The organism is Pseudoalteromonas sp. SG43-7 (genome assembly GCF_014164295.1).
GTDB lineage: Bacteria > Pseudomonadota > Gammaproteobacteria > Enterobacterales > Alteromonadaceae > Pseudoalteromonas > Pseudoalteromonas rhizosphaerae.
On sequence record NZ_JACJEY010000017.1, the window covers coordinates 1 to 19,552 of the forward strand.

Consider the following 19,552-nt stretch of genomic DNA (forward strand, 5'->3'; position numbering starts at 1 on the left):
TCAAATTAAGGGGGAAAGTTATAGGATCAAAGAAAAGAAACAAGCCGGATTAATGGAAAACCTTAATAAATAGTGGATCATTATTCAAATGGTGGAGTGGATCACTTTTCGGTTGTTGTTGACATCAAGCGGTTCAGCCCCGTGAGTACGGGGAACACTGACGCACAAATCACAACTGCAAAAAATAAAACGGTTCAGCCCCGTGAGTACGGGGAACACTATTCTAGCGCCGTGGTAGTAGGGGTTTATCACGGTTCAGCCCCGTGAGTACGGGGAACACCTACTAGCATTGTACAAATTCAAGGCCTAGAGCGGTTCAGCCCCGTGAGTACGGGGAACACTTTTGACGCTCCTCATCAAGTGATGATTGCAGCGGTTCAGCCCCGTGAGTACGGGGAACACCACAACATGCAGTGACAAGTTGCCCTGTGCACCGGTTCAGCCCCGTGAGTACGGGGAACACGGTCCAGCGTCCGAAATCCTACTCTGTGACGACGGTTCAGCCCCGTGAGTACGGGGAACACGAATCAAGCAGTTCCTAAGTATAAAACGAACCCGGTTCAGCCCCGTGAGTACGGGGAACACAACGCTACAGTTACCACGGCCAGCGGCAAATGCGGTTCAGCCCCGTGAGTACGGGGAACACGCAGAAATCTGCATGTAAGTAGCCGCCGCACTCGGTTCAGCCCCGTGAGTACGGGGAACACGGCGCGGTTCAAATAAAGGCGCTTGTTCACGACGGTTCAGCCCCGTGAGTACGGGGAACACTAAATCAGGTAGCCAGCTTCCGACCCAGCCATCGGTTCAGCCCCGTGAGTACGGGGAACACTTTTTATTATCAACCACTGTTTATTTATACACCGGTTCAGCCCCGTGAGTACGGGGAACACTTCTTCTGACAACAATACATTCGTTGAATGCTCGGTTCAGCCCCGTGAGTACGGGGAACACCGGATGCTGAGATATTCGCAAACCTCGACGAGCGGTTCAGCCCCGTGAGTACGGGGAACACGAATCTTCATAACCCGCTTTAAACGTGATGTTCGGTTCAGCCCCGTGAGTACGGGGAACACAGCGTCAAACTCGTAACCCGCCAGTGTCGGCGCGGTTCAGCCCCGTGAGTACGGGGAACACCTGTATACAAAAATAATCCGTAAGTACCAATCCGGTTCAGCCCCGTGAGTACGGGGAACACTTATACTGTGAATATATGAGTAATAAAGCAACCGGTTCAGCCCCGTGAGTACGGGGAACACTCTAATAGTATATGCTTGTTTTTTATAAATAAAAACAGCTAGTTCAAATCTACCAAATTTTTAAAGAGCGTAACAGTTATTTTTAGCTTAATGTTTCGTTGTTTACTGGTGTAAACTTGACCAGCCTTAATCCTTCTAAATCTATAGGCATCCGTGCATTTTTACCATAAGTAATAAAATCAAAACCCGATTCAGTATTTGTAGCCCACGCCATAACCACATTTCCTTGTTCTGCCAACTCAGAGACTTGAAACCAAATCATTTCTCTAATCTTTCGACCTACATCACCAACGTATACACCTGCGCGAATTTCTAGTAACCATACAGCTAATCGCCCTCTTAATCTGGGTGGTACAGCTTCAGTTACAACAACACACATACTCATAATCCACTCCTAATTAGTGCGATGCCCGTCATCGCCAATAGATTCAGGCTCTGGTAGTGCTGGCGGTTGGGCATCTTCATATGGTTTAGGTGGCGTGATCTCACCAGCGCTTAATACCTCTTCGATTAAAGGAATTAACCGCTGTAAGGTTCTATCTTTTCTAAATGCTTCTCTGCACGCTATTCGTACCTCTCGATCTGGCTGTTTTGGTCTTTTACTTGCTACTTTAAAGGCTGCGGGTACAACCGTATCAAATTTAATAATATCAGCAATATCATATACAAATGACAGCGGTTTACCGGAATGTAAAAAGCCAATTGCAGGGGCATAACCTGCGGCTAAAATAGCAGCCTCAGTTACACCATATAAACATGATGTGGCGGCACTAATACATTGGTTGATAATATCACCAGCTTGCCAATCTTTTGCATCGTAACGGCGTCCTTTCCATTCGACATTATATTGTTTAGCTAGTAATGCGTAAGTTTTACGAACACGCGCCCCTTCGATTCCTCGGAGTTGATCAACACTACGTCGCTCTGGCGCGACTTCACCAAAACGCAATTCAAACATTTTTCGCACTACTTTTAGACGTAAAGTTTCATCAAGCGCTAGCTTTGCTTGATATAGTAATTTATCTGATCTTGCACCTCCAGGCTGCCCTACGGAATAGAGCCTGACCCCAGCTTGACCGACCCAGATCAGCAATGTGCCTGTCGTGGCTGCAAGCTTTACCGCAGCATGGCTTATACGTGTGCCGGGTTCGAGTAAAATACACACCACTGAGCCAACGGGTATATGCATTCGCTCACCATTGACTTCGTCAATCACAACAAATGCACCATCACGAACATCAATGCGCCCCATCGCTACAAAAATCATCGAATTACGATCTTTAATTGGTATGGGTTTAAGCTGGAGAAAAGCCATTGTTAACTATCTGCTTTATATAAAATGAACTCACCTTTTACTAATGCTTTAAATAAAGGCAAGTCGTGTTGGTACTTACGTTGTACTGATTTAAAAATCGATTTAGCTTCTTTGTTTAACGCTTCAATAGCCTCTTTTCTTAACTGTGTAGCTTCTTTTCGATTAACATCTAATAAGATCTGCTGAACAATTTGCTGCGCATTCGATGTAAATTTTTGTATTGCCTGGTTTTTAATACCTCCAACAAAGTTTTTATCGTAACCCACACCGAATATTTTATTGAACGCTAATGAGAGTTTTTCCTTTTGAGTTAAACCTGCATTGATAACTAACGATATTCTTGAATTGTTTTTAGATAATGATGATGGCATTGAATATAAATCATAGACTCGCCCAGCGATCGAGCCTTGATCGGCAATATTTCCACCTACAAGGAGACTTAAACACAAATCTACACCCAATTTATTTTGAAATTGGTTGATAATGAATGCTGGTTTAACTGATGTTTTATCTGTTTCTTTACCGATAACATATGATGTTAATTCTTGCCATGACTGCCAATATTGATCTCGTGCGCAAACGGCATATATACCATCTTCTTTTACATTTCTTGGTGTATAAGGGTGTAACCACCAGCCAGCACCATTATCACGACCTTTTTTGGTGGAGCCATACGATCCACTATACTTAACGCGCTGAAAAGTAGTTACACTCTGATCTGCTGTGTTGCCACATATATCACAAGTACATGGAGTATCAATTACTGGAAAATCAATATGATAAGCAAGTGCAAATAAACCACGTTCTAAACCAATTTTGGGTGCAGAATAAATGTCTGATATCGGCGGAATATCCCACATAAAACGACTTTCGGCATCATCATCTAGTTGGGCTTGCTCATTAAAGTAATCAATACAAACAGTATTTAATAAAATTGTCGACTTTAAATTTTCACCAGAAATAAGAGTGCTTATAGAACCACCACCACGAATACCTGTAGCACCTGTTGGCCCAAAACACTCACCTTTAATATTCATGTGTAAATTATAATTTAAAACATGTGTACAGTCGGTGCAGCAAATACTCACTTCGCTAGACTCTGAAAATAACCCTAGGGCATTTGCTGAACCGCCACATTCAATGCCAGAGACTAATTTGGTAATAGGCCCATCGGCTATTTTTGCTTTACTAGGAAAAGCTGAACGCATAAAACGCTCACCTTCAAACCACTGGCTATCGACTTTTTCAAGTAGTGCATCATATTGTCCAGGGCTTAATCCATTTGCTAAATAATCATTCAAATCTGATATTGTTGGCTTTAACACTACTGTTGAAAGTGATGACAACATTTGCAACATAGCCAACTGTGTTTCATCAAAAAAATACTGTAACTGATAGTCTTTATTTGAGGTCAAAATATCTTTTAATGACACTTTGCCATCAGTCGTTGAAATAAAGGGATCTTTAAGTAAGTTCACTAGCCAACTCCTGTTCAGGTTTAATCATTTCACCACTGACATACACCATTCGCATCGCGTACTTTCTAGATGCAAGTGTTAACTTATCCCTTACTTGTATTCGAGCTACTTGGTTTTCACCTTCAATATCACTAAAAATTTGACCTTTATTCGCCAATTTTTTTAATGCGATTGCTGGGTTACTTTCATCCATTACACGATCAAATAACGGTCTAGTTAATGGGCAACATTTCCGTCCCTGAAATAAGGTGAATTTAGGCGCTTTAACGGCCGCTTCTAATTTACTAATTAGTTCACATTCAGCACTAATAGCAAAGGTGTGCTCGCTGTCACACCAATATTCACGGTATGTGGGTTTTGTGCCTTTTTGAATTTTACCGTCAGGGCTACGGAAATTTTGCACTGTATGATAATCCATCATTTTTTCACCTGCTTGATTTACTTGCACCGCTGTCGTAATTTGTTCTGACAGCTCATAAAGTGCTTGTTGCTCTTTACGGGTAATACCTAGTGCCGCAGCCAATAACCCCACAATGGCTGAACGGGTAGGAAAATGATTTGCTCGCCTATGGACATCAAAGGTTTGCAAGCCATAAGCTGATAAACCTTCAGTTTTTAGAATTAACGTTTTCATAAACAACTCCCATGTTGTGAAACTAATTAAAACGTTAACTCACTAATTTTACTGACTAAGGTTATTTTTTCACTCAATGCTGTTTGAGTTAAATCGAATGCTTTGGCTTGTGATTGTAATTCGTAGCCATCAACTAACATTTCGTAATGAGATACTAAGGCTTTTATTGATTCTTCCATGACTTCACCGGTATTTTTGATCGGCTTCCTAAATGCATTTGCTAATGACAGAGGTTGATTTGAACTTGTATATAAAACGAAATCAGCTTTATTGTGTGCTGCAAATGTTTTCTGTTTAGCTGATGGTGAGACTTGAGCAAAGCAATTTACTATTGTATTTACAATGTGTTTAGTTTCGCTGACCGTTTTTTTGGTATTTTTTGCTAAAAGCTCCACATCTATTGAAGCATAACGATAAAACACGCCAGAGCTAAATTCATGGGTGCCAATATGACCAGAGCCTTGTTCAGCCAAATCATCACACGCTGTAAACCAATCAACTTCAATATCTGCGCTATGAGTTGTTAAGCTATGTGCTACGCTCATTGCTGCTTCAACATTACGTTCAGGGCAACTTGCGTCCATTCTTCCCGATAGTGCAACATCTATAGTGGGTATTTGAACGATTTTCTTTAAATCTTTTAATTCAGTTCCTGCTTGAACCATATTAATAGCTTCTCTGATCGCTCCAATAGAGTAAGGTTGTACCGCATCAAAAAAACGGAGTTTTTCTTTTGTTTCTTTGTTCGTTTCAGTTTTTACTTTTGAGCCCATATTTTCTAAAACGTCTTCAATTAATTTAGCTTCAAATTCAGGCAATTCTTTAATACACAAAGCGAATAAATCATCAAACTTGTTCGTTCTAATTGATAGTTCTTCAACATTTTCTTTGTATAGATCACTTTGGCGAATTGCTCTTTTTAAACACTGACTTGATATGCGACTTCTGATTGTTCCACCGAATACGGCAGTTTTTTGTAAGCCCGAATCATCACGGTTCATCATTGATGATGGATGAGAAATTAACGCATGGATATTAATAAAAGTTGTCATTTGAATGTCCTTTTTAAAATTTTTTAAATACTTAAATTTGAATAAGATTAATCTTGTTCTGCTAAAATAAATTCTTTTAAAAGTTGGCGGCGGGAGTTTTCACCCCAAAATTGTGCTAACTTCCCTAAGCTTTCTAATTGCACTTGTTTACAACGCACTAATTGACGTTTTAAATACTCAATTGCATTGTCACCGCTGCGGGTTATTTGAATAATTTGTGACTCTTTTACGCCTGCTTTTAAAAGAGCAAGAGCTACAGATTGCGCTTCACTTTCTTGAGAAACATCAATTGATGTCATCAAAAATAAAATACGTTGTGTTTGCGTAGTATCTTTAGCACCAGAAAACCTCAAAACTCTAAAGTAAGCAGGGCAATTTGCTAGCTTGCTTAGATTGCATCTTTTCAGCTCCGCTTGGTCACCTTTGCTTAAACTACTGTAAGCGTTATAAATACGTTGATACATAAATTCCCCTAAGTTAACTTGCTTTCGCTAAAGATAATAAACCGGCACCAGCATGTTTTTGTCGGCCAATACCCATAACCAGCGCCTGATAAATTTGATCAGCATTAGTAATTTGTAAAACCCCTTCAAAACAAACAAAGCGATTATTAAAGCTCTTTTTGTTTTTCACTAAAAAACTATCAAGTGCTGTAACGGTGACATTTGCCCCAGAGAGTTTTCGATGCAGCCAAGCGATTTGTTCGTTCTCATTTTTTATTTCAATCACTTTCTTACCTTGGCTAATACATTTAGTAGGATAAGCAACTAATTTAAATTTATAGAACTCTTCATTTTCCACCGTTGGATTAAATGGTTTACTTTGTAAAACGTTAGATTCTTCGCTACTGACCGGCTCTGTGGCCGATTGCAGCAACACCGTCACTTCACCCGTTGCCATTGTATTTTCTACTCGAAATAAATGATCTCGCCGACGTTCAGGGGTATTGGGAAACAAACTCCAAATAGCCTGATGCTGTTCATAACTGTCGGTCGCTTTTAGTGCAACTATGGATATGTACATACCTTCTCCCTAGAATATTTAATCTTATTATTCATTCTTTAGAGGCAAAAATACCCCTAATTCACTGTAATTAATGTCATGATTAACAATCGCTTTTACACAATATAAATCAGGATCCTGTTTGCCTTTTGCATGTTTTTTTGCAATTGCTACAGTACTTAACTCTCTGTCTTGTTGCTCTTGATAATCACCGCCATGCCATAATTCACCTTGTTCGTTAAGCAATACAACGGTTGCGGTCATTTCACCTTCACGGGTTAATAAAGCGCAGCGTGGGTCAACATCATTTAATGGTTTTGAATCGAGAACGCTATACATTTTGGCGGTATAAGCAGAACCATCTTGTTCTTGTTGATAACTTTCAAATAAGGAGAGTAACTCTTCTGGTTCTTCCGTATATGCTTGTTCATTGTGAACATACTCGATAGCGTCACGGTAACAATCTGGAAAAGTAAGCTTAGAGTTTTTATTCAGGTATTGATTTGTACGATATAAAACGCGGATATTACGGTAAACAAAACCACTACCTTGATAATGCGTTTTCCAACTAGATATTGGTTGATCTGGGAGTAAGGTAATAAAAGTAGGTTGTTTTATACGTGTACTGCGAGGGCTTAACTCTGTATTTATACGGTCGTGACGCCATAGTCTGCCCATACGCTGCATTAAAAATTCAATGGGGGCTATTTGACTCACCAAAAGATCAAAATCTAAATCAAGGGATTGTTCTACCACTTGCGTCGCAACTAAAATACGGCCTTGACGGCCAGCATGTTTACCATAAATATCTAAAATTTGCTTTTCTATTCTGGCTCTATCTGAAAAGGTATAACGGGCATGTAATAAATCTATTTCTAATGGTTCATCTTCGGTATTAATTTGAGATTTTAACTGTTGATATAAATTTTGTGCATCATGCACGGTATTACAAATAACACCGATAACTGCACCATTTTTTGCGTGTTCAATTAAGCTTTGTTGTTGTTCTGCAGTTGGCAATAAGTCATTGGACAGCCAATTTTCTAAATAAACTTTTTTTCGTGCTATGGGTTGTTTCAAATCAATTTCTTGGGTTTTTCCATCCATACCAACATGAGTGACCAGTGGATACTCAATACTGCTGACTTTACCTGAGTACGGCTTAACCAATTTAGTTTTTAATGACAAAGGCAAAGTTGCAGAAAGTAATATGACACTAGAATACGCTTGATGTTGCCCTTGTAACACACGTTCTATTAAAGCGTACATATAAGCATCGAAACTATGGATTTCATCTAAAATAAGGACCGACTTTCTAGTACCAAATGAACGGATAAACTGGTGCTTAATACCCAACACCCCCATTAATATTTGATCAACGGTTGCAACTGACAAAGAACCTAAAAAAGCTCTTTTGCTTGATTGATGTAAAAATCCATTTTCATCTGGTATTAAGTATTTAGATTTACTATGCGCCAATGTAAGTGTGCTATCTGGAAATAACTTACTAGCAGCTTCACCTATGCGTTCAAATAAACCATTAGCGGTTGCTTGAGTGGGTAAACCAAAAACAATTCCATCTGCTAAATTTTTCTCTATCAACATAGATGCATAAGCTAATGCAAATTCTGTTTTTCCTGAGCCAGTATCAGATTCAACAATAGTTAAACCTGTTTCTAATGGCATATCATTCAATAGGGTTTGTATACCGCGAGGTTGGTATGGTGAGAATAAATATTCAAAACCTGCACCATTTAACTTATTTAATACACCCGCTTCAATTAACGCTTGTTTAGCTCGTGGTAAAGTGCACTGATAATATTCATTTAAATCCTCAACTTTAGTTTTAAAACTAGTGATTGAAGAACCAATCCAATCGGCAACACTGCATAAACCAGCTAACATTGGAATATCGCCGATATCTGGAATTTCTGTTAAACCTGTCCAAGCCAAACAAAATTCAATCCATTCTTTTCGTGCAACTTTATCTAACTCAACTAATTCTTCATCAGCGTCAGGTTCAGCTAAATTACGGTCAATCGATGTATCACAATAACCATGATGACCGGCTACAGCTTTCATTGCCTCGTTATGGCCGTAAGACTTCATAAAGTGAAGATAACCATGCGAGCCATGTGCGTATTTTTCAGGCTCAACCTCAAACTCTTCGCCTTGTAACTGAACTCTTATTTCTTCTACATAGTTTTGAAATCGAGCATCAAATTTTCCCAAATCATGCAGTAGAACATAAAACAATATTATTGCTTTAGCATCTGATTCCAGGCAGTTAATTTGTATAGCAATTTGCTTTAGCAAAGTGCGAGATTCAGTTAACCAAATGTCAGCAACCGCTGCCACATCCAAACAATGATAAGGTAATAAATGATAATCAGCGCCACTTTGTAACGGATCTTTTTTCGCTTTTCCCCAATATTTAAAATAACTTGGTATCGACATCACTCTATTCCTTAACGGGTTTTATCAAACCCTACGCTTACTAGGTTAATTCAACAACACTGTACATTTATCACCTGTCGCTTAGTTGTACATATTCTTTTATTCGTTATTTTATAGTCAGTTGATTTAAATCAACGAGGTAAATAAGGCTGTAACTGGGCTAAGCATTCAGGACTTAATATGATTTGTTGCGCTTCAGGATTAACGTGATAACTAACAACACCTAATTGTTTTAAAAGGTAAAGTAATAAAGCTGCTCGTATTTTTAGAGTGCGCTGATATCGGCCATTGGGCTGCAATTGCATTTGGTGATCGAGCGCAATAATACGCGCTTTGTTTTGGGCTAAACGCGGATCAGGTTCTATTATTACGTTGAGGTGAGTTTGCCATAATGTGTCGTGTTTTTGGTCAAATTGGGCGGCGCCTTCAAATTCATATTCGCCACTAAAACGGGTTAATACAAAATCTCGAAAGTCTTGGTTTTTTTCACAGTAGGCTCGAACATGCCAACGAGTACCATCAAACACTAAATTATGTGGGCTGATAATTCTTGATTCGAATTCTGGGCTAGCAATGGATGCATAACCAACATCAACACGTAACTTTTGTTTCAGCGCTTGTAAAACGCCTCTTACTTTATCTGGTTGTATGGGTGCAAGTGGTGAGTTTAGCCATGTAAGATACTTACTTTGATCTTGCATACTCGCTTGTGTGGTTTTTAAGTAATTGGTTAGATCCAGCTGCTTAAACTTGGGTATAAAATTATCGCTTGCTTGATACCCTTTTAGCGAGTTGTTGTAAATTAAACTGTGTGGGTTGAGCGCTAAATAATCTTGAATTAGCTGGGATGCATTAGAGCGGCTTATACCAAAATGTTGCTGTAAATGATTGGTTGTCAGGCGTCCTTCCCATTGAATAATGAGCTCTATAAAATGAAACCGTTGTTGGATATTGTAGTTAAGTGGCTGGCTATTTTGATTGGTTGTTTCAACCATGCGTTCCCTGCACTATTATTTTTTATTGTTATTCCAAGTTATCAGAAAAACCATTGATTACAAGCTGAATTCCTTTTCTGCTTGAATGACTTGTTTTAGATCAAAGGTTAAACATACTTTCGAACGCAGCCTCTAATGACATGGGCATATGGCGTTTATCTAAAATCCGATCGTTTAGTTCTTCTTTGAGTACTTTTACTGTTGTGCAATAGCTTAAGCGTTCAGTAATTTCATCGCATTCATTATTTAAAGCTGCTATATGATCTGCAAAATTTTCTTTGATCTGTGCTTTACTACGGCCGTTAAATTTACGCCATACGAGTGTATGTTCATCGTTGCCTTCTTTTTGCCTGCGATGAAGCGCATTTAGCTCGGCTATTTTATTTTGCAGTAATGGTACTAGGTTTGCTTTGGTTTCTTCATCAAAGTCCACATCATCGTCAAAATGCGTAATATAAAGCTGTAATAAGGTAAAGCCATCTTTTGCTTTACGTGCTTCGCTTAGTTGTTGCATTAGCGCGTGCTTTTGGGCTTTTTTAGTTGGGTCTGGCTCTTTATCGGGGTGTAATTTTGACGCTAAGCGTTTGTACATTTTGTTAAGCTGTGAGCTTTTAAATAGCTTTTCTAATTTTGCATCGGTTCTTTGTTGTTTAATTTCATCACGATCAAACCGCTCAAATTGGTCAAAAAAATCATCCCAATCTTCATCATCATCGCTTTGCGCATCGCCGGCATTAAAGGGATCATCTGTGCTTTCTGAGTCAGGCTCTTGGGTATCACCAAAACCTTGTTCGTCTAGGTGTTTATAGAGCAGTTGAGGATCAAGCGTAATTTCCTTTAATTGTTCATCTGTTAACTCTAAACCAGGAAAATCTTGCTGCAGCATGGTTCTGAAAACATTAAGCTCTGACGATGGGATGTCGTTTACCGCTTCTTGATTGTGCTTACCTAAATGAAATTTAAAAGTGTGTGATATTGTTTCCATATCTAAGTGACCAGTAAACGGATGGCTTGCTAAGTAATCTAAATCTGCATTTATCCAATCCACAAGCTCATTTCGCTGCTCATCGGTTAAGCTTTTGCGTGGAATAAATTGGCTCAAATGACAAATCTGCTGTGCAATCATTTGTGCTTGATGCTGTTCGTGCGGTTCTACTTGCTCTTTAAACTGAATAAATAAACCTTGCTTTTTAGTATCAAAATTAGCGTTACGTTTAGTGTGCTTTTCTATGCGTTGCCACAGACGCTCTAACTCTGAGCTTGGTTTTGCTGTGGTTTGTTGTTTTACATTTTGTAAAAAAGTAGTGTTTGTCTTCATAGCAACTCATTTATGCAAATATATATGTGGGAATACTAACATTTTATCATTGCACTGAAAAAGACCTCTTGGCTGATTATGAACACAGCTGGGCAGGCGTTTCTGCTATTCCTTGTATATCGGCTTGTAAAATAAATACGGCGCCGCTGTAGGGGTATTGTTTTAGTATCTCAGGTTCTAGGCCAGTACGGGCGGAGGTAACGGCGATGGTTGTTAGATCATCGCCAAAAAAAGTGAGGCTGGTGATCCTAGGTGCGGGAAGTCGATAAAAATGCACGATAGTGCCATTTTCACAAAAACGATAAAGGCCGTGGCCATTCCAAGACGCGACCCACAAGTGATTGTCGTTATCGACTGTCATACCATCGGGAAAGCCCATTGTCTCGTCAAATTTTACAAATACTCGCTTATTGCTAAGCTCACCTTGCTCATTTAAATCAAATTGATAAATAGTGCGGGTGGATGATTCTGTTGAATATAAAATACGACCGTTTTTACTTATTGCAGGGCCATTACTGATCACATAATTGCTATCAACAATGGTTGGCGTTTGTTGCTGACCAAAGCGATACAACGCCCCAGTATTGTGTTGTTCATGTTTATCCATAGTGCCGAAAAACACATGCCCGTTGCGGTCGGTTTTGGCATCATTTAAACGGTTATTTACTGCAAGAGTAGCCAGTGGATACAGCTCACTAGGTTGGAATGTGTTGTTATCAAGGTAATAAATGCCGCGCTCAAAACCTGCGATTAAACGCTGTTCGGTGGTTTCCATTATCCAACAAATAGCCTGCTCCATCGGGTAACGGCACACTGTTTGTTGCTGGCAATCAAAACGGTAAAGTAGTTTGTCTAAAATATCGACCCAAAATAAACACTTTAGCGATGCGCTGTAATATGGCCCTTCGCCAAGTAAACATTGGCAAGGAATGATCATTTTAATCGAGTTAATCGCCATTATTTACCTTAAAACAGCATGTGAGTTTATTGCGCTATTTTAACGTTGCAAGAAAATCAGTGCCAGCCCTGAAAAAGTCGCCACAACAATAATTAAAATACGCGTGGCTTGTTCATTAATTGTATTATTTAACAAGTATGAAAGCCCCCAACCAATTAAAATAGCGGGTAAGCATTCAATAAATAGCAGTAAGTCATTAGAGTCAGCGGTGCCCGTAAGCAGCAGCGCAGTGATCCCAAATAAATTAATAAACACGAAGAAAATACTTAAGTTAGCTTTAATTTTATCTTTATTTTGCGCTTGATAGAGTAGCCCCATCGGTGCGCCGCCTGCGGATGTGGTGGTACCAATAAAACCAGATGCTAGTGATGCCAGTACATTAGAGATAAAGGTAAGCTTAGGCGACCAACCTGTAAGTGATAACGCAACTGCAATTAGTAAACAACAACCGAGTAAAATACGATACTGATGGGGATCAACATGCAACATTACCGCTGCAGCAATTAACACTCCGACGGCGCCACCAAAAATTGAATAGCCGGTTTGCTTTAGATCTATTGCGCCACGGTGCTTTATGGCAAGAATTGAGGTGAGTAATAAAGCATTTAAAATCATTGGCCCTGGCACTAACTCTGGCATAAGCCAGTATAAAATAGGTGCGCACAATAAGCCAAGACCAAACCCAATCACGCATTGCAAGCATGCGCCTATTATTAATATAAAATAAACTAATACGATATCGGGCAACGCGTTTCTACCTTATTTAACTAGGTTTGACTAATTTACAGACAAGAATATCCTAATATTATAATATCATTGGCGTTAGGTAAATTTTTTTATTGAATTTTAAGTCCAACCAGCATCAACAACAAGTGATTGTGCGGTCATCATTTTACTGTCGTCTGCGGCTAAAAATAATGCGGCATTGACAATATCATCGGCCTGTAATGTTTCATTTATACATTGATTATGTCTAACATCTTCAATCATATCTGGAGTTAACCAATGCGTTATTTGGCGCTCGGTCATCACCCAGCCAGGTACTAAGGTGTTAATACGAATATTATCTTTACCATAAGTCGCAGCTAATGAACGGGTTAGTCCTTCGATCCCAGCTTTTGCCGTGGTGTAAGCTGGCATGCCCGTTTGCTTAATACGCCAGCTCACTGAGCCCATATTGATAATGCTACCACCACCAATTCGCTGCATTTGCGGGGCTACGGCTTGCGCCGAAAAAAAGCATGGCCGTAAATTAACGGCTAACTTATCATCCCAGTATTCAACACTCATGGTATCGGCAACGTGGCGAGTATCGTCAGCCGCATTATTGATCAATACGCTGATCTCACCTTGTGTTTTGCCCGTTGTTTCAATAGCGGCTTTTAATTGTTCAATGTCACGAAGATCACAGTAAATATACTGCGGATCAAAGCGATACTGGCCAGCTAACTGGCTACACAATTGCTCACCTTGCTGTTTGGCAATATCAATAAAAGTTACTTTTGCATGCTGCTGACAAAAGCGCTTTACCATGACTTCACCGATCCCTGTTGCACCGCCGGTAATAAAAACACTTTTACCAGCGAGACTTGGATAACTTGTTGTGTGTGATGTTGAGACTGGCATGATTTCCTTAAGTATTAAGATAATTCATTAACAAAACATGGTTATTTCGATTCGTTTTGTGACTCTTTTTCAGCTATTTCTTTTTCAATAAATGACATAGCTTCGTCAATCATATACGTCATCATGTTTTTAGCGCGCTCAGGCTCACCATTTAAAATTGCTTGATACACTTTAAAGTGTTCATCCGCAATGGCTTTTTTATTACCTTTCGCGGGTGTTGTATGCTGAATACTAACGTTAAGAGCAGTACAAATAAAATCACGCAATTGAAAGAAAAAACGATTACCGCTGGCAAACAAAATTGCGGTATGAAAAGCTAAATCACTTTCATGGATTTCGCCATCGGAGGCATCAGCCGCCGCTTGCATTTTTTCAACTGCAATCGCAATCTCTGCAATTGCGCCTTTATCAGCACGTCTTGCTGCAAGTGCCGCTGCTTGTGGTTCAATAGCTAAGCGTACTTGTAAAAATTCTTTTAACACATACAAGGTCGGGCTACTATCAAGCAACCATTTTAATACGCTGGTGTCGTATAAATTCCATGTGTTTGCTGGTTCAACCCGAATGCCTTGGCGCGGGCGCGATGAAATAAGCCCTTTTGCAGCAAGCATTTTCACTGCTTCACGAATAGCAGTACGACTAATGCCATACTCTTCACATAATTTTGCTTCAGTAGGTAAACCCGTTTCAGCAGTGTAATGACCATTAATAATGGCTTTACCTAACTCATTGGTTACCTGTTGCGACAAATTTAAATTTTCAATGCGTGCCATAAACAGTTCCTTTAAAAATACTTATTCTATGATACTACTATAACCTTACCGCGTCATCAGGCAAATCTTTGACAATGCTACTGTAAATACTTTTTTCCGCTGTTTGAACTGTGTAATTGCTGAAAACATAAAAATTTAAAGTATTACTAATTTTTAACAAATCTCTTTCATTCACCTCATTTGTATTATAATATTTTTATAAACACAAATAATCCGGATTGATCTCCGGGCTTAGATGGAATTAAAGATGATCGAATTAAGTACACTCGACTGGCTAGTGTTAGCGGGATTTTTTGTCTTGTTATTAGCCGTTGTCGTCGTCTCGATGAGACAAAAAGAAGAAGATACTACAGATTATTTTTTAGCTGGGCGTAATGCGAGTTGGTTAGTTATTGGTGCGTCAATTTTTGCCTCGAATATTGGCTCAGAACACCTCGTTGGTTTATCTGGTGCAGGTGCACAATCGGGAATGGCATTAGCCCACTGGGAAATGCAATCGTGGATTATTTTATTACTTGGTTGGGTGTTTGTGCCTTTTTACTGGAGCAGTAAAGTATATACCATGCCGGAGTTTTTAGAGCGCCGCTATAATTCAAAATCACGCACTTTTTTATCGGTTATTTCCTTGATCAGTTATGTACTGACTAAAGTTGCGGTGACTGTTTATGCTGGCGGCATCGCGTTTAAAACTATTTTAGGAATTGAAAGCATTTGGGGCATTGATTTCTTCTGGATCTCAGCCATTGCTTTAGTAGTGATCACCGGTATCTATACTGTACTCGGGGGTATGAAAGCCATCATGTGGACCTCTGTTTTACAAACGCCAGTACTTATTATTGGCTCTGTGGTGATCTTAGTTGTCGGTTTGGATAAAGTCGGCGGGTGGTCTGAAGTTGAACGCATAAACGATATGAACATGCATTTAATTCGCAGTGCCTCAGATACCGAGTTTCCGTGGCCGGGGATCGTATTTGGTTCATTTATCATTGGTTTTTGGTACTGGTGTACAGACCAATATATTGTACAACGGGTACTGTCGGCGAAAGGCATTAAAGAAGCTCGTCGCGGTACTATGTTTGCAGGTTACTTAAAGCTATTGCCTATTTTTATCTTTTTAGTACCGGGCATGATTGCCTATGCACTAAAAGTTAAAGGCATTATTAGTTATGACAGTGCGGACCAAGCGTTTCCTACATTGGTTGCCGAGTTACTCCCATCCGGCGTCAAAGGCATCGTAATTGGTGGCCTCGTTGCAGCATTAATGAGCTCGTTAGCGTCGTTATTTAACTCATCAGCGACGTTATTTACTATCGATTTCTATAAAAAATTCAAACCCGAATCGAGCGAAAAGCATCTGTTAAAAGTTGGCCGCTTGGCAACCGTTGCAATTGTTATTTTAGGCTTATTGTGGATCCCCATTATGAGCTTAATTGCTGATGTACTTTATGAGTACTTACAAAGCGTTCAATCGTTAATAGCCCCTGGTATTGCCGCCGTGTTCTTGCTAGGTTTATGTAGTAAACGTATTACACCTACAGCGGGATTTGTTGGTTTAGTATCTGGTTTTGTGATGGGTATGTTCCGCTTAGTACTTTTGCCATTTAAAGACAGCCTAGTGGGTACACCAGTGGAATGGGTTACCACAATGAACTGGTTATACTACTGTATTTTACTATTCGTACTCGTTGTCGGCATTATGATTGTAGTGAGTATATTCACCAAGCAAGCAAGTGAAGAGCAATTAAAAGGCCTTACCTTCTCAAGTCTAGACAAAGCTACATTAAAAGAGGTTGCTGATGGCCTAGATAAATGGGATTACATTCATACCGCAGGGATCATCGGTATCACCGCGTTTATTTACTACCGTTTCTGGTAAAACTTAATTAGTTGTTCCCACGTTTATGGGGGGGTGTTATCACCCCCCCTTTTTTACACACAGATAAAGATGCTTATTAAAAAAGAGCAACGTCTAAAACTTAGAGAATTCATGACTGAAGCCATCTCCTACAGGCATGCCTTTCTCACTTACCCTCATTCACTTATCTTTGTGCAAAATTAACTGACTGATTTAAAAAGAGGAACGCATAAAACTTAAAAAATTCATGGCTGAAGCCATTTCCTACGGGTGAAAAATACGAATGGGACAGATTTTAAAATAATGTGCCTGTCCCATTTTATTTTACCCTTCAGTAAGCGCAGCATTAGTCAAAGCACTTAAAGATAGTGGCGCAGCATCATCCGACGTGGTTGATGCACTTGCCAAGCGTGTAAATTCACTCGATCCACAACTACGTGCCGCAAGTATTGATTTACTTGGCGCCCAACAAACACAAGAAGCGAAAAATCTATTAGTAACTCAATATAAACGTGAATCAGATGTATACATTAAAAGACGTATTGGTAGGTATCTTAGCGCGAAGGATTTGAGATGAGAAAGTTTATGCCAATGTTATACGCTTTTGCAGCTGTTACTTTAACAGGCTGTAATAGCGAACAGGCTACTGAACAATCTACTAAGCAAACGACTGAACAAGAGACTAAGCAAAATGATTGGACACCGCTTAACGTTAATTTTCAAAATACGACCGGAAATAACAGTTTTGCCGTTAAGATCCCCCTAAGTGATGCCCGACGTGCGCTTCGTGTAACAACGTTGCCCAAGGGATGTTTGATTGCCTCATCAGCTTTAAATGTTAATGGCGATACGCTAATAACCGATAAGTCGAGCGCAAATAAACACCTTTGGAGAACAAATAAACTTTCTGATCAGGGTTTGTTTGTATTAGAAGGTGTTGCAGCGGAGGTCACTCAAATGATATTTAAACCAGTGCCGTGTGACTCTTTTTCCAAAGATACTCTAGCCAAAAATATCAATATAGAATTGCTCGTCTCTGCTATGCCAGCTAATCCAAGCATTAACGTAAGGTTTGCTTTAAGTTCTGCTATTGCTTCTGAAATAGATGTTGAATCACTTTCTATTTTAATTGGCCTTGAATTAGACCTGAACGTTAATGTAACTGAGGTTGAATTTATAGATGATGCAGCCATCATAATGAAAAGTACTCACGATTTAACCCCTTTAGCAAATATCTTGTCACAACTTAAAAGCAAAGATGAGGATACGATTAGTGTTGTTATTGGCAAATGCGTTAAACAACAAACTGGCTTTGGCCTACAAAATTTAGCAGGGTTTACGCCTCGTATCCCTGGTGGCGCAGGTGTGGCTGATGGTATTTTTGTATCACCCACCAATTGCGCTTTCCCACAAAGTGCTCCTGGCACTATAAACGAGATAGCACGATTAACAGCGCATGAAATTGGCCACTTCCTTGGACTCGCTCACCCCGTAGAAGCCAATGGAACTGAAAATGATTTAACCAGCACCACCGTCAACAATCTGATGCACCGCGTTCCTTTAGCAGCAACCGCTAAAGGGCTAACACTCGAGCAAACACAAAGGATACTGGCACATCCCTTCGTAATTGACCTATAGAATATTTTAATAGTTTAAATCACTATAATCGGCATATATCTGACTGTAGTAAACTCATTATTAACTATGGGAGACTAATAATTAGTCTCCTTTTTCTTTAGACAAAATAGGAAATCCTTGGTCATCCCACTTTATAATGCGTGCACGCGCATGGCGATTTGGATCTGTCAGCGGGGTACCCTGTAGCTCTTTGTAATCACGGCTGTGGTAAATTAGTAAGTCTGTAACACCGTCCTCTGCTTTTACAAAGCTATTGTGACCAGGACCAAAGCGCCCTACTTTTTCGTTACTAGCAAAAATTGGTTGCTGCTTTTTATGCCAGCTTGCCGGGTCGAGTAAATCAGCATCTGCATCGGCCCATAACAAGCCCATTGCATATCGATCATCAGTCGCACTGGCAGAATACGTAAGTAGCACTTTCCCCTCACGGATCATCACTGCAGCACCTTCATTCACCTTATAGCCTTGTATTTCCCAATCAAGTGTTGGCTCTGAAATATTCACTATTGGCTCTTTTATCGATGTTGGTGAATCCATTTGTGCAATCCACAATGCGGAGTTATACGTTGCGGGTTGGTTTTGCTGTGCCCACACTAAATAACGCTTACCTTTATGGCTAAATGTTGTAGCGTCCAACGAAAAACTATCAAGGTGGGTTTTTAACTGACCCATTTCTTGCCACTGCCCGTTCATCGGGTTTTCACTGTCATTTTTGAGTACATACATGCGGATACTAAACGGCTTTTCTACATCACCCGCTGCAAAATGAATATACCAACTGCCATCAACTTTATGTAGCTCTGGTGCCCAAATATTGGTACTCATTGGGCCTTTTTCATTTTTATGCCAAATCACTTTTGGCTCTGCTAGTTTCAAGTCATTAAGTCTACAAGCTTGACGTAATTCAATTTCGTCAAACTTAGGGGATGTACCAATAAAGGTATAACAACCGGTTTTTTCATCGCGGACCAACCAAGGATCAGCGCGTTGCAAAACAATCGGGTTATCAATTGGTATTAATGTTGGGCTATTATTTGTCTCTGCAACACTGTAAAAGCATGACATACTAAGTACGCTTATAATTGCAGTGGCAATCAGATTCTTGGCCATGGTATTTCCTATTTTTATAGTTTAATTTCCATTGTTAATATTGTATTACATATATTATAGTAGCTGATAAGTTTAATGATTAAAA

18 protein-coding genes and 1 CRISPR repeat array are annotated in these 19,552 nt (G+C 39.7%); of the genes, 3 read left to right on the forward strand and 15 right to left on the reverse strand.

Annotated elements, in window-relative coordinates; translation table 11 throughout:
* Positions 1–129 precede the first annotated feature (129 nt).
* Positions 130–1,256: direct repeats of the CRISPR family, unit length 29 nt; unit sequence CGGTTCAGCCCCGTGAGTACGGGGAACAC.
* A gap of 82 nt (positions 1,257–1,338) precedes the next feature.
* The 14 genes from cas2e to H5200_RS09860 all read right to left on the reverse strand — a co-directional run bounded on the left by cas2e (position 1,339) and on the right by H5200_RS09860 (position 14,864).
* Positions 1,339–1,641, reverse strand: coding sequence for a type I-E CRISPR-associated endoribonuclease Cas2e (gene cas2e / locus H5200_RS09795; RefSeq protein WP_145234109.1), 303 nt, complete (start codon positions 1,639–1,641; stop codon positions 1,339–1,341).
* 9 nt (positions 1,642–1,650) lie between these two features.
* On the reverse strand, positions 1,651–2,571 hold the full coding sequence (gene cas1e / locus H5200_RS09800) for a type I-E CRISPR-associated endonuclease Cas1e (RefSeq protein ID WP_145234111.1): 921 nt from the start codon (positions 2,569–2,571) through the stop codon (positions 1,651–1,653).
* 2 nt (positions 2,572–2,573) lie between these two features.
* The gene (locus H5200_RS09805; RefSeq protein WP_145234114.1) at positions 2,574–4,049 is read right to left on the reverse strand and encodes a type I-E CRISPR-associated protein Cse1/CasA; all 1,476 of its coding nucleotides are present in this window, start codon (positions 4,047–4,049) and stop codon (positions 2,574–2,576) included.
* Positions 4,036–4,683, reverse strand: coding sequence for a type I-E CRISPR-associated protein Cas5/CasD (gene cas5e, locus H5200_RS09810; protein WP_145234116.1), 648 nt, complete (start codon positions 4,681–4,683; stop codon positions 4,036–4,038). Before cas5e ends, H5200_RS09805 begins: the two co-directional genes overlap by 14 nt.
* Before the next feature lie 26 nt (positions 4,684–4,709).
* Positions 4,710–5,735 (reverse strand): type I-E CRISPR-associated protein Cas7/Cse4/CasC, encoded by a 1,026-nt coding sequence (gene cas7e / locus H5200_RS09815; RefSeq protein WP_182761398.1) that lies wholly within the window; start codon positions 5,733–5,735, stop codon positions 4,710–4,712.
* A 47-nt stretch (positions 5,736–5,782) separates the two neighbouring features.
* Positions 5,783–6,199 (reverse strand): type I-E CRISPR-associated protein Cse2/CasB, encoded by a 417-nt coding sequence (locus H5200_RS09820; RefSeq protein WP_145234120.1) that lies wholly within the window; start codon positions 6,197–6,199, stop codon positions 5,783–5,785.
* Between the two features lie 13 nt (positions 6,200–6,212).
* A complete protein-coding gene (cas6e, locus tag H5200_RS09825; protein WP_145234122.1) occupies positions 6,213–6,758 on the reverse strand; it encodes a type I-E CRISPR-associated protein Cas6/Cse3/CasE in 546 nt (181 codons plus the stop codon).
* 27 nt (positions 6,759–6,785) lie between these two features.
* A complete protein-coding gene (cas3, locus tag H5200_RS09830; protein ID WP_182761399.1) occupies positions 6,786–9,194 on the reverse strand; it encodes a CRISPR-associated helicase/endonuclease Cas3 in 2,409 nt (802 codons plus the stop codon).
* 131 nt (positions 9,195–9,325) lie between these two features.
* Entirely contained in the window at positions 9,326–10,189 is an 864-nt protein-coding gene (locus H5200_RS09835) for a WYL domain-containing protein (protein ID WP_182761400.1), read from the reverse strand.
* A 100-nt stretch (positions 10,190–10,289) separates the two neighbouring features.
* Positions 10,290–11,507: a J domain-containing protein gene (locus tag H5200_RS09840; RefSeq protein WP_182761401.1), complete on the reverse strand. Its 1,218-nt coding sequence runs from the start codon at positions 11,505–11,507 to the stop codon at positions 10,290–10,292.
* A 76-nt stretch (positions 11,508–11,583) separates the two neighbouring features.
* On the reverse strand, positions 11,584–12,465 hold the full coding sequence (locus H5200_RS09845; RefSeq protein WP_182761402.1) for an SMP-30/gluconolactonase/LRE family protein: 882 nt from the start codon (positions 12,463–12,465) through the stop codon (positions 11,584–11,586).
* A gap of 39 nt (positions 12,466–12,504) precedes the next feature.
* Positions 12,505–13,212, reverse strand: coding sequence for a sulfite exporter TauE/SafE family protein (locus H5200_RS09850; RefSeq protein WP_149980062.1), 708 nt, complete (start codon positions 13,210–13,212; stop codon positions 12,505–12,507).
* A gap of 99 nt (positions 13,213–13,311) precedes the next feature.
* Positions 13,312–14,091 (reverse strand): SDR family NAD(P)-dependent oxidoreductase, encoded by a 780-nt coding sequence (locus H5200_RS09855; RefSeq protein ID WP_149980061.1) that lies wholly within the window; start codon positions 14,089–14,091, stop codon positions 13,312–13,314.
* A gap of 41 nt (positions 14,092–14,132) precedes the next feature.
* On the reverse strand, positions 14,133–14,864 hold the full coding sequence (locus H5200_RS09860) for a FadR/GntR family transcriptional regulator (protein ID WP_145234132.1): 732 nt from the start codon (positions 14,862–14,864) through the stop codon (positions 14,133–14,135).
* Positions 14,865–15,111: 247 nt separating this feature from the next.
* Between H5200_RS09860 and H5200_RS09865 the strand changes: the two genes are divergently transcribed.
* The 3 genes from H5200_RS09865 (at position 15,112) to H5200_RS09875 (ending at position 18,357) form a co-directional block, all read left to right on the forward strand.
* Positions 15,112–16,740 carry a sodium:solute symporter gene (locus H5200_RS09865; protein WP_182761403.1) on the forward strand — a complete coding sequence of 543 codons (1,629 nt, stop codon included), beginning with the start codon at positions 15,112–15,114 and terminating at the stop codon, positions 16,738–16,740.
* A 295-nt stretch (positions 16,741–17,035) separates the two neighbouring features.
* Complete coding sequence (locus H5200_RS09870) at positions 17,036–17,296, forward strand: HEAT repeat domain-containing protein (protein WP_404936181.1); 261 nt, start codon at positions 17,036–17,038, stop codon at positions 17,294–17,296.
* Positions 17,293–18,357, forward strand: coding sequence for a hypothetical protein (locus H5200_RS09875; RefSeq protein WP_182761404.1), 1,065 nt, complete (start codon positions 17,293–17,295; stop codon positions 18,355–18,357). The genes H5200_RS09870 and H5200_RS09875 overlap by 4 nt, the downstream gene beginning before the upstream one ends.
* Positions 18,358–18,438: 81 nt before the next feature.
* Here the strand turns inward: H5200_RS09875 and H5200_RS09880 are convergent, their stop codons facing one another.
* Positions 18,439–19,467: a family 43 glycosylhydrolase gene (locus H5200_RS09880; RefSeq protein ID WP_182761405.1), complete on the reverse strand. Its 1,029-nt coding sequence runs from the start codon at positions 19,465–19,467 to the stop codon at positions 18,439–18,441.
* Positions 19,468–19,552 lie beyond the last annotated feature (85 nt).